The organism is Nocardia puris, from assembly GCF_003315035.1.
GTDB classification, from domain to species: Bacteria; Actinomycetota; Actinomycetes; order Mycobacteriales; family Mycobacteriaceae; genus Nocardia; species Nocardia puris.
The window spans coordinates 138,734-152,589 of record NZ_QNRE01000006.1 but is presented as its reverse complement, the minus strand read 5'-3'; the positions used below and the strand labels follow the sequence as shown (position 1 = coordinate 152,589).

The window sequence follows — 13,856 nt, the reverse complement described above, 5'->3', positions numbered from 1 at the left end:
ACTCACCAGGGGTGTCAGCGGGTGGCCGACCTCGATCAGAACGGCAGGGCCGTCAGCGTCACCACGCTGCCGGACTCGACCAGGGTGCCCACGGCGGGGCTCTGGCCGATGATGGACCCGTTGGGGTTGGAGAGGATCTGGTTCACCGTCACCCGCAGGCCGAGCTCCTGCAACGCCGTGCGGGCCTCCTCGACGTCCTGGCCGATCACGTTCGGGATGCGGATGGCGTTGGACACGATGAGCGTCACCCCGTTGCCCGCGTCGACCAGGACGCCCGCGGCCGGGTCGGTGCCGATCACCTGGTCGGTCTGGATGGCGCGGTCGAATTCGGGCCTGGTGCCGCTCACGGCGATACCGGCGGCGGTGAGTATCGCGGTGGCCTCCTCGACGGTCTTGCCGCGCACATCCGGCACCTTGACCGGCTGGGCGCCGTTGCTGCGGTAGACCTTCACCTGCGCGCCCATGGGCAGCACGGTGCCGGGCGCCGGGTCGGCCTTCGCGAAGGAGCCCTCCGCGGCGGTGCTGCCCACCTCGCCCGCGTCGACCGGTTGCAGGCCCGCGTCCCTGATCAGCTGGTTGACCTCGTCGATGTCCGCGCCGGGCCGCAGCTCGGGGACGCGCGGCTTGCCGCTGGACACCAGCACCTCGACGGTCGAGCCCTTGGTGACCTTGGACCCGGCCGGCGGGTCGCTGCCGACCACGTTGCCGACGGGGATCACGTCGGAGGCCTTCTGCCTGGTGTCGGTGTCGAAACCGGCCTGCTCGAGCTTGGCCAGCGCCTGTTCGGTGTTGAGCCCGGCGATATCGGGGACCGATTCGTAGCGCCCTACACCCAGCCACCAGCCGCCGATGCCGAAGAGCAGCGTGAGGACGGCGACGATCGCCACCCAGATCAGGGTGGTGCGCCGGGAGCGCTGCCGATCGGCGCCGAACGGCGGCGCGGGCTGGTGCGACCCGACGGGTTGCACGTCGCGCGGCGGCGGTGGGGGTTGGTGGTAGTCGGCCGGCCCGTACTCGCTGCGCTGCTGCGGCGCGGTGACCACTTTCGTGTGCTGGCGCGGCGGCGGGGTGTGCGGTTGCGGCGCGTGCGCGGCCTGCGGCGTGGCGACCGGGCGGAAGGCCGCGCTGAGGTGCTCGGCGGAATCCTTCGGCGCGGGCACCCGGTAGGGCGGCAGATTCAGCGCGCCCGCGATGGCGCGCAGTTCGGCGGCCATCTCGCCGGCGTCGGCGAACCGGTGCGAGGGTTCGCGCGCGGTGGCGCGGGCGACCAGCGCGTCGAACTCCGGCGGCACGCCCGCGATGAACTGACCGGGGCTCGGCACGTCGTTCTCGATGCGCTGGTACGCCACCGACAGCGAGGTGTCGCCGGTGAACGGCACACGGCCGGTGAGCAATTCGAAGATCAGCACGCCGAAGGCGTACACGTCGCTGCGCGAGTCGGCGGTGCCGCTGGTGACCTGCTCGGGGGAGAGGTAGGCGGCGGTGCCGAGGATGACGCTGGCCGAGGTGGTGTTGGCGGCGGCGACCGCGCGCACCAGGCCGAAGTCGGCGATCTTCACCTCGCCGGAGTCGGAGATGAGCACGTTCTCGGGCTTCACATCGCGGTGCACCAGCCCGGCCGCGTGCGCGACCCCGATAGCCGAGAGCACCGGTTCGGCGACCGCGTACACCGCGTGTGGCGGCATCGGGCCGCGTTCGCGCAGCAGTTCGCGCAGCGTGCCGCCCTCGACGAGCTCCATGATGAGGAACGGGTGGTCACCGTCCACGCCCTGGTCGTACACCGCGACCAGGGACTGGTGCTTGAGCTTGGCGACGGCGCGGGCCTCGAACTCGAAGCGCGAGAGGAACTGGGGATCGCTCGCGAACTTGGGATCCATCACCTTGATGGCGACCGGGCGGTCCAAGCGGATGTCGACGCCACGGAAGACCATCGACATCCCGCCCCGAGCAATGGGCGCGTCGATCCGGTAGCGCCCCTCCAACATCTGCCCGATCAAGTGATGTCCTCCGGCTTTCACAAAGTGCTCACCCCTCGCTCCGTACGCGAACAGCGACCGGCCGCCCCGTGCGGCCACCCACGATCGTAGCCGTGCCGGTGCCGCGAACCGCGCCCTCGGCCGGGTGTGACACGACGCGTGCCGCGGCAGGGTCTACCGTTGTGCGCGTGAGTGCCTTTCCTTGCAGCGAGGATGTCCTTCCGGCGTCGGTGAAACTGCTGTCGTTGCCCGAGGTGGCCGATCGGCTCGGGATCGTCGTCACCAGGGTTCACCAGATGTTGCGCGACCATCAGCTTCTCGCCGTGCGCCGCGACGGCGTCGCGGGCGTCCCCGAGGTCTTCTTCGACTCCACCGGCGCGGTGGTCAAACCGCTGCCCGGCCTGATCACGGTCATGCGGGACTCGAAGTACACCGACGAGGAGATCCTGGAGTGGATCTTCACCGACGACGATTCGCTGCCGGGCAAGCCGGTGGACGCGCTGCACGGGCCGCTGGCGCGCGAGGTCGTCCGCCGCGCGGCCGCGGACCCGTTCTGAAACCGGGCATACTTGCCGGCTCCCACCTCTGGAATTCCGATCGAGTCACGCAATCCCGGCCTGAGCACGCTCCGGGTGTCTCCATGGCGTGGATCTACCTGTTGCTCGCCAGCGGGCCGATCGCTTTCTGGTGATGCGGGCGGTCGCGGAGCCGCTGGTCGGGTAGCCGGTCAGTCCCGGCGGATCAGGCTCGTGACGAGGTGCGAGCCCGCGACGGCGAGCCTGTGCCGTCGGGGGACCACCGCGCGCGCCTGGAAGACGGCGTAGCCGGACTCCTCGATGCGGGTCAGGATGGCCGCGTAGAGCGTGCTCGCGGCGCGGATGGCCGGGCGCACGCGCGGGGTCAGCAGGTCGATGCCGGGGTCGGCAAGGCGGTACAGGTCGCGGTTGACGGCGATGAGGTGGGCCAGCGCGCGCCGCACGCGGGGGTCGGTCCGTCCCGTGCGGCGGCAGCGGGCCAGCAGGTCGGCGTCCACGCCGAAGGCTGCCAGTTCGTCGGCGGGCAGGTAGATCCGGCCCCGGTCCAGATCCTCGGCGACGTCGCGCAGGAAATTGGTGAGCTGGAACGCCTCGCCCAGGGCGGCGGCGGCCGGTTCGGCCTCGGCGCGCGGGGTGACGGTCCCCAGGATCGGCAGGACTTGCAGGCCGATGGCGGCTGCCGATCCGCGCATGTACTCGCGCAGTTCGCCCATATCGGCGTAGCGGTCGCGGAACAGCGGCGTGCCCGGCACATCCATCCGCATGGAGTCCAGGAACGTCCAGAAGTGGGCGTGGTCGATGTCGTAGCGCCGGATGGTGTCCCCGGTGGCGGCCAGCACGTGGGCCCGGTGGGCGGGGAGGCCGTCCAGTGCGCCCGGGTTGCCGTCGAGCACGGCCCGCAGGCGCACCTCGAGGTGGTCGAGCTCGTCGGCGGGTGTGGGAGGTTGTGCGGCCCAGCGGGTTACGTCGGAGGCAGAGCGCTCCGGCCGTCCGGGCGCACCGTTGGCCGTCGGCGTTCGGGGTCCGCTCGGCGGGCGATGGTCGTGCGGCGGGCCGTCGGTGCCACCCATGTCGTCCGACGGATCGCTCACCTCGGGGACGAGTCCCGGCGAACCGCCGCTCGGCCCGTCCACGATGTCGTCCACGACACGCGCGAACGCGTACAGCGCGTGCACGGCCGGCCTGCGTTCGGCGGTGAGCAGGCGGGTGGCCAGGAAGTAGGTGCGCCCGTGGGCGGCGGCGATCGCGCGGCAGGTGCGGTAGGCCGGGGCCAGGTCCGCGCCGGTGCTCACGGGCTCGCGGGCTGGGCCGGTTGCGCCGAGGGTGGGGCCTCGGCGGGCTGGGTGGCCCGCAGCCGCAGCGGGTCCACCTTGCGCAGCGACAGCGCCGCCACCACCGCGGCGAACGTCGCCGCCGCCACGTGCCAGAAGTTGTACAGCCCGATCGAGCCGTCGGGCTGGAACACCAGCATCAGCCAGGTACACAACCCGACCAGCACCATCAGCGTCGTCGTGGACAGCGCGAACCCGGCGGCCAGCGCCAGCGGCCACGAGTAGTACCAGGGCAGCGCGGCGGGGGACAGGATGATGATCGCGACGAACGCGATGATGATGCCGAGCACCGCCTCGCGCTCGCTGTGCCGGAAGCGCCACCACGTCCACACCAGCACCACCACCAGCGCCAGCGCGCACAGCGCCCGCGTCACGTCCAGGACGGGATCCTGGCGCAGCGGGGTGATCCACGTGGTGGCGTGCGCCATGATCGTCGGCAGCGACAGCCAGTTGATGATCTTCTTGGAGCCCGACAGCGCGGTCAGCCAGCCGATGCCGACGCCCGCCAGCGCCGAGGCCGCCACGAACACCGCGGCGAACACGCTCAGGCCCAGGCCCGCGATCTTGGCGAACGTGGCCGCCGGGTGCGGCATGTCCGGCCCCGCCTTGGCGGCGTCGGGCTGTCCTGGTTCGGCCGTGGCCTCGGGGTCCACCGCCGCGCGCTGGGCGGCGCGGCGTTCGCGCTCGTGCAGCATCCAGATCCACACCAGGAACGGCAGCGCGATCCCCGCCGTCGCCTTGATGGCCACGCCGATCGCCACCACCACGATGCCCGCGACGTGGTGACGCTCCAGCACCAGCGCGATGCCCGCGCACATCAGGCCGACCATCAGCAGTTCGTTGTGCACGCCGCCGATGAGGTGGATCAGCACCAGCGGGTTCAGCACCGCCAGCCACAGCGCCACGGTGGGCTTGCCGCCCAGGTGCTTGGTCAGGTACGGCACGGCCCACAGCATGAGCGCCAGGCCGGGCAGCATCACCAGGCGCATGGCGATGGTGCCCGCCACCACGTTGTCGCCGGTGATCTCGGTGATGGCGCGGCCGAGCAGCAGGAAGGCCGGACCGTAGGGCGCGGTGGTGGTGGTCCACACCGGGCTCACGTTGTCCAGCAGCACACCGGGATTGGCGACCGGGCCCACCACGTAGGGGTCGAAGCCGTCGCGCAGCAGCGCGCCTTGGGCCAGGTAGGAGTACACGTCGCGGCTGAACATCGGGACCGCGAACAGCAGCGGGAAGACCCAGATGCCCACGATCGCGCGCAGTTCGTTGGGCGTGACGTCGGCGCCCGCCCGGTTGCCGAGTCCCAGCGTGGTGCGCCCGAGCCGGACCCACGCGGTGATCATCAGCAGCACGCCGATCCAGATCACGATGGTCGACAGCGCGTAGCCGTGCCCGAACCGCAGCCAGGAGAGGTTCAGCGCCTCGAGCAGCGGATCGCGCTTGCGCACGCTGCCCGCGCCGAGCCCGCCGACGGTGATCATCAGCGCGCCGAGGAAGCCGAGCAGCGCGGCGTGGCCTTCGGGGCTGCGCGCGAAGTCGGCGTACGGCTGCATCCGGGTGAGCAGACCCTCACCGGTGGACCGGAGGTCGTCCGGGCGGCGGGTACCGTGCGCGGTGCTGTGGGCCGGGGTGACTGCGGCGCTCGTCTCGGGGGGATGCATGTCGTGTCGGTCCCCCCGGCAAGGTCGGCGGTCGCAACCGCGAGTGAATGGGTCGGCGATCAGTTTAATGGGTCTTCCGGAACACTAGCCCGCTGGTACGGGCGGTTCACGTCGAGCGCGGCTGTCAACCCCCGTGACACGGTTTGCCGCCAGTTTCCCCGACAGCAGGGCGGTCGGCACTCCGACGCCGGGCGTGGTGCCGCAACCTGCGATAACCACGTTGTCGCTGAAACCGGGAAGATTTCGCGGGCGGAACGGGCCGGTCTGGCGGAAGAGATGGGCGAGCGAGAACGGGGTGCCCGCGATCATGCCCCGCGCGCGCCAGGTGGCGGGGGTGTCGAGATGGTCGACGGTGAAGTGCCGCGCGATGCCGGTGTAGCCGCGCGCCTCCAGCACCGCGAGCAGTTCGCGCAGGTACGGCCGGGCCAGCGGCTCCCAATCCAGCGGCGCGGACGCGAGATTCGGGCACGGCGCCAGCAGCGAGAACGGTTCGTGGCGGCCGTCGGCGCGGTCGATGAACAGGCCGGGGTCGGTCAGCGCGGGCCGCGTCAGCAGCAGCGAGGGGTCGCTCATGAGCCTGCCGTGTGCCGTGGTCCGGCCGCCGCGACGCGGACGGGCGGCGATCTCGGCGAACGTGGACGCCCAGGCCGCGCCGAAGTCGATGGTGTGGTGCGCCTGCACGGGCCAGGCGGCGGCCACCTCGGCGGGGACGGTGCCGTGCGCCACCACCGCCGAGGGTGCGGCCCGCAGTCCGCGCCGGTTCCGGCCGCCGAAGCGCTCGATCGAGCCGAGGTCGGCGGTGAGCACCACGGCGTCGCACGCGAGGGCCGCGCCACCGGCCGTGCGCACCCGCCGGGCCCGCCGGTCCTGGTATTCGATGCCGACGACCTCGGTGTTCAGCAGCAGTTCGCCGCCCGCGCCGGTGAACGCCTCGGCCATCGCGGCGGCGACGGCGCGCATGCCGCCCTCGGGGAAGTACACGCCCAGTGAGGTGTCCATGTGCGGGATCGCCCCGTAGACGGCCAGCGCGTCGGCGGGCGCGACCCCCGCGTACAGCGCCTGGAAGGTGAACAGCCGCGAGAGCCGCCGGTCGGTCAGGAACCGTTCCACGCGCGGGCCGAGCCTGCCGAATCCGCCCAGGCGCACCAGGTCCCGCAGCGCGGCGCGTTTGGCGGGGTGGCGCACCATGTCCAGCGGCGAGTCGAAGTTGGTGTCCATGAACTCGCCGAACTCGGCCCGGTAGATCCGCGCCAGCCAGTCCCGCAGCCGCCGGTAGCGGGCCGCCTCCTCGGGACCGCAGGTGCGGGTGACCTCCTCGGCCATCGCGTCGGGGTCGGCGAAGACGCGGATGTCGGAGCCGTCGGCGAAGCGCGCGTGGTAGCTGGGGGCGAGCTGGATGATCCGCAGCGGATTCGCCAGCGATTCCGGGGTGCGGCCGACGGCAGCGAGCGCGTCGGTGATCAGTTCGGGCAGTGTGAGAACCGTTGCGCCGTTGTCGATCTCGTAGTCCGGCCCGCGATACACACCGACCCGGCCGCCCGGATGATCCGCGCGCTCCACGAGGGTGACCTCGCGTCCCGCGCCGCGCAGGTACAGCGCGGCGGCCAGCCCCGACAGCCCGGCACCGATGACGACCACCCGATCCGTCGGTCCCGCAACGGTTTTCATCGCACTCTCCTCGCCGTGCGCGGCCGGTTCGCCCGCGCTCCCATCAGCTCTGCTTGCCGCGCACCGCGTCGTACCGGGCCGCCAGCCCCGTCGACGCGTTGAGCGTGCGCAGCGCGTCGTGCAGTTCGCCCGTCCGGGCGTCGGACAGCTCGCCGAGCACGTCCTGCTGCGCCTTCGCCAGCGCCTCGTCGATGGTGCCGAGCGCCGCCGTGCCCGCCTCGGTCACCTCGACGATATAGCGCCTGCGGTCGGTGGGGTCGCGTCTGCGGGCGGCGTAGCCGAGCTTCTCCAGATCGTCGATGGTGGCGACCATGGTGGCCGAGTCGATGCGCAGGTAGGTGCCCAGCTCGGCCTGCGGCGTGCCGCCCAGATCGGCCAGCGCCTGCAGCACGCTGTAGTGGCGGATGCGCAGGCCGAGCGCGAGCAGCCGGTCCTCGGTGATGCGGAACGCCACCTGTCCCAGCTTGAGCAGCAGGCAGACGGTGCGCCCGCCCGTGGTTCCAGGGACGAGCACCGGGTCGTCGGGCATCGAGCGGTCACCTCCGTTGTCCGGGTCATCATGCCGAACCCGCCGCGCACTTGACAAAATCGTTGTCTCTACAAAACAGTAGTAGTACAAATAATTGATTGAATCAACGGAAGGCGGAGTCGGGTGAGCACTTCGGAATTGGCCGGGCGCACGATCCTCATGTCGGGCGGCAGTCGCGGGATCGGTCTGTCCATCGCGGTGGCGGCCGCGCGACACGGCGCGAACGTGGTCCTGCTCGCGAAAACCGGTGCGCCGCACCCGAAATTGCCGGGCACCGTGCACACCGCCGCGGCGGAGATCGAGGCCGCGGGCGGGTCGGCGCTGGCCGTGGTGGGCGACGTGCGCGACGAGGAGAGCGTGCGCACCGCCGTGGAGCGCGGCGTCGAGCGCTTCGGCGGCATCGACATCGTGGTGAACAACGCCAGCGCCATCGACCTGGGCGGCAGCGAGACGCTGGCCGTGAAGAAATTCGACCTGATGCAGCAGATCCAGCTGCGCGGCACCTTCCTGCTGACCCGCACCGCCGTGCCCTACCTGCGGAAATCGCCGAATCCGCGGGTGCTCTCGCTCTCCCCGCCGCTGAACCTTTCGCCGCAGTGGCTCGGCGCGCACCCCGCCTACACGCTGGCCAAGTACGGCATGACGTTGCTGACGCTGGGCGTCGCGGCCGAGTTCGCCGAGGAGGGCATCGCCGCGGACTGCCTGTGGCCGGAGACGCTGATCGCGACCGCCGCGGTGCAGAACCTGCTGGGCGGGGACGAGGCCGTCGCGACCGCGCGCCGCCCCGAGATCGTGGCCGACGCGGCGGTGCTGCTGCTGTCGCGGCCAGCCGGTACCACCACCGGTCAGTGCCACATCGATGTCGAGGTGCTCGCCGCCCACGGCATCACCGACCTGTCGGCGTACGGGCCGACGGAGAATCTGGGCTACGACATCTTCGTCGACCCGCCGGCCTGAGCGCCGGCCGAGGTCGAGGGCGCGCGATTCGTGCGCCGGGCGAGACCGCAGGCCTCAGTGCGAACCTGCCGGTCGGTAGAGGGACGGCCGCGCGTGGACGCGCGGCCGGTCCCGGCGGGGATCAGTCCTGCGATTCCGGATCGCGCGGCGCGGAGCAGGAGCGGGGGACCCGCACCCCGCGCCGCGTGGGTAGCGCCGCACCCATGATGATGCGGCGCTCGGTGATCGGCGCGGATTTACCGCGTCGACGGGATGTGCTGCGCGGGGCCGGTCCTGCGCCGACGGCGATCACGCGATCGGCTGGTCCCACAACGGCTTTCATGCGGTCCTCCTGGTTGCGGCCAGAGCCATACCGCGCAGCTGCTGCTTGGCGGCGGGGGTGGCCGAGCTGGAATCCATGGCGGCGAGCGCGCGCTCGGTGAGGTCGGCGATGCGCCGCTCCACCGCGCCCACGGCGCCGAGTTCGGTGAGCACGCCGCGCAGGCGCGTGACGTCCTCGTCGGTCAGGTCGGTGCCGACGCTGTCGCGCAGCAGGCGCGCGGCGGCGGGATCGGTCGCGTCGGCCCGGCGCAGCGCCTCCGCCACCAGCACGGTGCGCTTGCCCTCACGCAGATCGTCACCGGACGGTTTGCCGGTGACCGCGGGATCGCCGAACACGCCCAGCAGATCGTCACGCAGCTGGAAGGCGATCCCGATGTCGGTGCCGAAGGTGCGATACGCCGCGATCAGGCCCTCGTCCGCGTCGGCGAGCGCGGCGCCCAGGTGCAGTGGGCGTTCGACGGTGTAGGCGGCGGTCTTGTACCGGTTGATGCGCAGCGCGGCCTCGACGGACTCGTCGCCGCCCGCCTCGCCGCTGATGTCGAGCAGCTGCCCGCCCAGCACCTCGGTGCGCATCAGCGCCCACACCGGGGCGAAGCGGCCGAGCGCGGCGGGGTCGAGGCCCGCGGCGTGCACCATGTCGTCGGCCCAGGCCAGGGCCAGATCGCCGAGCAGGATCGCGACGCTGGTGCCGAAGTGGGCGGAGTCGCCCGCCCAGCCGCGCGCGCGGTGGCGCTCCTCGAAATCGACGTGCACGGTGGGGAAGCGGCGCCGGGTGCGCGAGGAATCGATGATGTCGTCGTGCACCAGCGCGCAGGCCTGCACCAGTTCGAGTGCCGCGCAGGCGGTGAGCACCGCGCCCGCCTCGGCGGCGTCCGGGTCGCCGCCCGCGCCCAGCCAGCCGGTCCACGCGAACGCGGGCCTGGTCCGCTTGCCGCCGCGCAGCACGAACGTCTCCAGCGCGTCGGCGGGTTCGGCGAACACCGGACCGAGCTGGGCGACCGAGGGCCGGACGGCGGTGAAGAACTCCGTGAGCGCCCCCTCGACGGCGGTCGCGAAACCGGGCGTGCCGGGAACCGGCGGCCACGGCGGTGCGTCGGCCGACGCCGGGGTTCGTGTCGGGGTACCGGGTCCGGCGGACAGAGGAACCTCCAGGGTCACGGGGGTCTGTGGGCCGTGCCGGGCGGGCGCGGCGATGTGTTGTGCGGCGAGCGGAGGCGGCGCCGCGGGTCCGTCGCGGCGATGGTGCTGCCGTAACGAAGAATACGCGCCGCCGGAAACGGCCCGGCGGCCAACCTCCGCATCCGGGCGGGCGAGCGGACCGGGCCCTCCGGGCCGCCCACTACACTGAATCGGTGACTTTCGATTCCGTACGGGGACGCTCCGCCCCAGGGCGCCCGACCCCGACGCCACCGAACGTCTCTGGAACACCTTCGGTCGTACAGAGCTTGCGGGTCCATGCGGGCCGGGCGGTGCCGTTCTCCGTGGAGTTCAACCCGCCCCGCGACGAGGCGGGGGAGGCGCGGCTGTGGCGCGCCGTCCGCGAGTTCGAGCGCATGCATCCCGCGTTCGTGTCGATGACCTACGGCGCGGGCGGCTCCACCAAGGACCGCACCGTGCGGGTGACGGGTCAGCTGGCGCGGGAGACCACCCTGCTGCCGGTCGCGCACCTCACCGCCGTCGGGCACAGCGTGGCCGAGCTGCGCTCGCTGGTCGGCGCGTACGCCGATTCCGGGATCCGCAACATCCTGGTGCTGCGCGGTGACCCGCCCGGCGATCCGCTCGGCGAGTGGCACCGGCATCCGCAGGGCGTGGAGTACGCCGAGGAACTGGTGCGCATCGTGCGGGACCTGGGCGATTTCCACGTGGGTGTGGCCTCGTTCCCGCAGGGCCATCACCGCTCGCCCGACCTGGACACCGACACCGCCTACCTGACCGCGAAACTGCGTGCGGGCGCGGAGTATTCGATCACGCAGATGTTCTTCGACGTGGAGCACTACCTGCGGTTGCGCGACCGGGTGGCGGCGTTCGACCCGGTCGAGGGCGCCAAGCCGATCATCCCCGAGCTGATGCCGATCACCTCGCTGCGCACGGTGGCGCGCGCGGAGGAGCTGTGCGGGCGTCCGCTGCCGTCCGCCGTGCTGGAGCGGCTGCGGCGCGCGGCGGGCGACGGTCCCGAGGAGAATCGTGCCGCGGTGCGCGCGGCGGGCATCGAGATCGCCACCGAGATGGCCGAGCGGCTCATCGAGGAGGGCGCGCCCTGCCTGCACTTCATCACGCTGAATTTCGCGAAGGCCACCAGCGAGGTGCTCACCAACCTCGGCTACGGCGTGCGCGCCGCCCCGGTCAGCGCCTGATCCACCACCGAACCGCTCCGGCCGCATCAGGGCGGTTCGGCGTTCACGGGGACTTCGTCGAGTCCAGCACCCACTGCCGGTAACCCGGATGCGCGCCGACCACGGGCACCGCCAGCACCTGCGGTGTCTCGTCGGGGTGGTCGGCGTCGGCCCGCGCGATCACCTCCGCCACCAGGCTCGCCCGCGTGTGCAGCACGACCACCGCCTGTTCGTCGTCGTACAGCCGCCCCTCCCACCGATAGATCGAGCGCACCCCGGGCACGATGTTCCCGCAGGCGACCAATCCCTCCTCGACCAGCGTTCTGGTGAATCCGGCCAGCCACTGCGGGTCGTCGGCGCTGAGGGAGATATCCACGATGTCGTCGTCGGCCATGCTCCCCAGTCTGCCTCGCCGCCGGAAAATCCCCGTCGGTTCCCCCGGCGCGCAATGGCCCGTGCGCCAATTCGGTGGCGGCCGTGGCTCGGTCGTGATCTCGTCTGGTTACGATGGGGCCTCGCTGGTCGAATTTCCTGTTTATTCGTCTCACCTACGGAGGAACTGTCTATGGCGCGCAAGGTCATCGTGACACTGGTCGATGACTTCGACGGCAAGTCCCAGGCCGAGGAAACCGTCTCGTTCGCCCTCGACGGGGTGAGCTACGAAATGGATCTGTCGACGGCCAACGCGGGAGAACTGCGCGGACTGTTCGAGCAGTGGACGCCCTACGCCCGCAAGGTCGGTCGCGCCCCGCGCGGCAAGGCGCAGTCCCGTTCGGCGTCGGATCGGGAACAGACCCAGGCCATCCGGGATTGGGCCCGCAAGAACGGCATCGAGGTCTCCACCCGCGGCCGCATCGCCGCCGAAGTCGTCGAGGCCTACAAAGAGGCCGTGGCGAAATAGCAATTCGCCATATCGCGAGGAAACCGCCCCGATCGCACCGCGTCTCGGGGCGGTTTCGCGTTTCCGGGGAATCCCGTAAAGAGGTGGACCCGCCCCGGGTCGTGTCGAGTCGCCGCCGCACCCCGTGTTCTGGGAGCACAAGAGAATGCACGGGCGAGGTGGGATGTTTCGCGCAGTTGTGCCGCCGGGTATCGGGGAATAGCGGCCGCGGGCTGCGCGGCGAATGCTCCGGTGCCGGACGATTTCCGGCCCACCGCTCCGCAATGCGACGTCCGGCGCTGGATCGGGCCGGACGCGCGCCGTCGGATGAATCAATATCGGTGCGGTGGTCGAGCCGGAACCGGTCCGGCTCGACCACGGTGTCGCCGTCGGTCCTCGGGTGAGCCGGACCGGTTCGCCGGCGACCCGCATCGGACCGGCGTGACGGTCCTGCCGAGGCACGACGCGACGGCCGTACCGAGTTGAGTCCTCGCGTCCGCGCCGGCCCCTCAGGCGGCTCGTTCGGCCGAGCGCAGGCCCCAGTGTTCGGCGAGCAGGCGGTGGGATTCGAGGCGGTCGGCGTGGTCGTGGGTCACGCTGGTGACCAGGAGTTCGTCGGCTCCGGTGACGCGGCGCAGGGCCGAGAGGCGTTCGGCGACGGTGGCGGGGGAGCCGACGAACTGGGTGGTGAGGCGGTCCTCGACCAGGCGGCGCTGGTCGGGGGTGAGGGGCTGCACCTGATCCGGCGCCTGGAACTCCGCCGCGCCGGCGCCGCTGCGGATGCTGTACACCCAGTGCCCGTAGGTCGACGCGAGGTATTCCGCCCGCGAATCCGTCTCGGCCACCACGACATCCGCTGACACCACCACGTACGGCTCCGCCAGCCGCTCGGACGGACGGAACGCCGCGCGGTAGGCGTCCAGCGCGTCCAGCGCCGTGCCGGGCGCGGTGTGATACGCCGCCGCGAACGGAAGCCCCAGTCGCCCGGCCACTTCCGCGCTCTCCCCGGCGGAACTGCCGAACACCCACAGGTCCACGTCCGCGCCCTGCCCCGGAACCGCTTGCAGGGCAACACCGTCGGGCGTCGAATACGTCCCGGCGAGCAGTTCGCGGATCTCGTCCACCTGATCGGGGAACTCCAGCGGCAGTGCGCCCTCCTGCTGCAAGGCGTGCAGCGAGGCGACGAACCGCGTGCGGTCCACGATGCGCCCGGGATCGAACGGCGGCGGCACCACCACGCCGTCGCGGATCTCGGTGCGCCCGGTCGCCGAGGCGACGACAGGCTCGGAACCCTTGGGCCGCACCGGTTCCGAACCGAACTGGGTGCGTCGGTGCCCGGACCGCCCGATCCCCAGATCGAGCCGTCCCGGATACAGCGCGTCGATGGTGCCGAACGCCTCCACGATCGACGCCGACGTGTGATGCCCCACCTGCACGGCGGCCGAGCCCACCCGGATGCGGGAGGTGTTGGCCGCCACCAGCCCGATCAGCGTGATGGAACTGGAGCTGGCCACCTTGACGAAGTGATGTTCGGCCAGCCAATACCGGTGGTAGCCCCAGCTTTCCGCGTGCCGGGCCAGATCGATGGTGTTGCGCAACGCCTGCTGAGCCGTCGACCCCGCGCTGATCGGCGCGAGATCGAGGATCGATAGCGGAATCGGCAC

13 protein-coding genes are annotated in these 13,856 nt (G+C 71.7%); 4 read left to right on the top strand and 9 right to left on the bottom strand.

Going from position 1 to position 13,856, the window contains the following annotated elements:
• Positions 1 to 35 precede the first annotated feature (35 nt).
• Positions 36 to 1,997, bottom strand: coding sequence for a Stk1 family PASTA domain-containing Ser/Thr kinase (gene pknB, locus DFR74_RS17815; RefSeq protein ID WP_198161790.1), 1,962 nt, complete (start codon positions 1,995 to 1,997; stop codon positions 36 to 38).
• 167 nt (positions 1,998 to 2,164) lie between these two features.
• Here pknB and DFR74_RS17810 point away from each other — a divergent pair, with 167 nt between their 5' ends.
• Complete coding sequence (locus DFR74_RS17810; RefSeq protein ID WP_067511141.1) at positions 2,165 to 2,533, top strand: Rv2175c family DNA-binding protein; 369 nt, start codon at positions 2,165 to 2,167, stop codon at positions 2,531 to 2,533.
• A 170-nt stretch (positions 2,534 to 2,703) separates the two neighbouring features.
• Here the strand turns inward: DFR74_RS17810 and DFR74_RS17805 are convergent, their stop codons facing one another.
• The 4 genes from DFR74_RS17805 to DFR74_RS17790 form a co-directional block, all read right to left on the bottom strand.
• Positions 2,704 to 3,804 (bottom strand): phytoene/squalene synthase family protein, encoded by a 1,101-nt coding sequence (locus DFR74_RS17805; RefSeq protein WP_084537870.1) that lies wholly within the window; start codon positions 3,802 to 3,804, stop codon positions 2,704 to 2,706.
• Positions 3,801 to 5,396, bottom strand: coding sequence for an alpha-(1->6)-mannopyranosyltransferase A (locus tag DFR74_RS17800; RefSeq protein WP_228791606.1), 1,596 nt, complete (start codon positions 5,394 to 5,396; stop codon positions 3,801 to 3,803). Before DFR74_RS17800 ends, DFR74_RS17805 begins: the two co-directional genes overlap by 4 nt.
• A 192-nt stretch (positions 5,397 to 5,588) precedes the next feature.
• Positions 5,589 to 7,172 carry a phytoene desaturase family protein gene (gene crtI, locus DFR74_RS17795; RefSeq protein WP_067511096.1) on the bottom strand — a complete coding sequence of 528 codons (1,584 nt, stop codon included), beginning with the start codon at positions 7,170 to 7,172 and terminating at the stop codon, positions 5,589 to 5,591.
• Between the two features lie 43 nt (positions 7,173 to 7,215).
• On the bottom strand, positions 7,216 to 7,701 hold the full coding sequence (locus DFR74_RS17790) for a MarR family winged helix-turn-helix transcriptional regulator (RefSeq protein ID WP_067511095.1): 486 nt from the start codon (positions 7,699 to 7,701) through the stop codon (positions 7,216 to 7,218).
• A 123-nt stretch (positions 7,702 to 7,824) separates the two neighbouring features.
• On the opposite strand from DFR74_RS17790, the gene DFR74_RS17785 reads away from it, so the two are divergent.
• Positions 7,825 to 8,658, top strand: a complete 834-nt coding sequence (locus DFR74_RS17785) for an SDR family oxidoreductase (RefSeq protein ID WP_067511094.1) — start codon at positions 7,825 to 7,827, stop codon at positions 8,656 to 8,658.
• A 121-nt stretch (positions 8,659 to 8,779) separates the two neighbouring features.
• Here the strand turns inward: DFR74_RS17785 and DFR74_RS35440 are convergent, their stop codons facing one another.
• On the bottom strand, positions 8,780 to 8,980 hold the full coding sequence (locus DFR74_RS35440; protein ID WP_147265847.1) for a hypothetical protein: 201 nt from the start codon (positions 8,978 to 8,980) through the stop codon (positions 8,780 to 8,782).
• The gene (locus DFR74_RS17780) at positions 8,977 to 10,131 is read right to left on the bottom strand and encodes a polyprenyl synthetase family protein (protein WP_067511140.1); all 1,155 of its coding nucleotides are present in this window, start codon (positions 10,129 to 10,131) and stop codon (positions 8,977 to 8,979) included. The genes DFR74_RS35440 and DFR74_RS17780 overlap by 4 nt, the downstream gene beginning before the upstream one ends.
• Before the next feature lie 200 nt (positions 10,132 to 10,331).
• Here DFR74_RS17780 and DFR74_RS17775 point away from each other — a divergent pair, with 200 nt between their 5' ends.
• Positions 10,332 to 11,333, top strand: a complete 1,002-nt coding sequence (locus DFR74_RS17775; RefSeq protein WP_084537869.1) for a methylenetetrahydrofolate reductase — start codon at positions 10,332 to 10,334, stop codon at positions 11,331 to 11,333.
• 43 nt (positions 11,334 to 11,376) lie between these two features.
• Here DFR74_RS17775 and cutA read toward each other — a convergent pair whose 3' ends face one another.
• A complete protein-coding gene (gene cutA, locus DFR74_RS17770) occupies positions 11,377 to 11,706 on the bottom strand; it encodes a divalent-cation tolerance protein CutA (protein WP_067511092.1) in 330 nt (109 codons plus the stop codon).
• Between the two features lie 171 nt (positions 11,707 to 11,877).
• Between cutA and DFR74_RS17765 the strand changes: the two genes are divergently transcribed.
• Positions 11,878 to 12,213, top strand: a complete 336-nt coding sequence (locus DFR74_RS17765; protein ID WP_067511091.1) for a histone-like nucleoid-structuring protein Lsr2 — start codon at positions 11,878 to 11,880, stop codon at positions 12,211 to 12,213.
• A 488-nt stretch (positions 12,214 to 12,701) separates the two neighbouring features.
• Here DFR74_RS17765 and DFR74_RS17760 read toward each other — a convergent pair whose 3' ends face one another.
• Entirely contained in the window at positions 12,702 to 13,856 is a 1,155-nt protein-coding gene (locus DFR74_RS17760) for an LLM class flavin-dependent oxidoreductase (protein ID WP_067511090.1), read from the bottom strand.

Coding starts and splice junctions, on each gene's coding strand:
- cutA (WP_067511092.1), bottom strand. CDS start 11,706: ATGGCCGACGACGACATCGTGGATATCTCCCTCAGCGCCGACGACCCG.
- DFR74_RS17790 (WP_067511095.1), bottom strand. CDS start 7,701: ATGCCCGACGACCCGGTGCTCGTCCCTGGAACCACGGGCGGGCGCACC.
- DFR74_RS17800 (WP_228791606.1), bottom strand. CDS start 5,396: ATGCAGCCGTACGCCGACTTCGCGCGCAGCCCCGAAGGCCACGCCGCG.
- crtI (WP_067511096.1), bottom strand. CDS start 7,172: ATGAAAACCGTTGCGGGACCGACGGATCGGGTGGTCGTCATCGGTGCC.
- DFR74_RS35440 (WP_147265847.1), bottom strand. CDS start 8,980: ATGAAAGCCGTTGTGGGACCAGCCGATCGCGTGATCGCCGTCGGCGCA.
- DFR74_RS17765 (WP_067511091.1), top strand. CDS start 11,878: ATGGCGCGCAAGGTCATCGTGACACTGGTCGATGACTTCGACGGCAAG.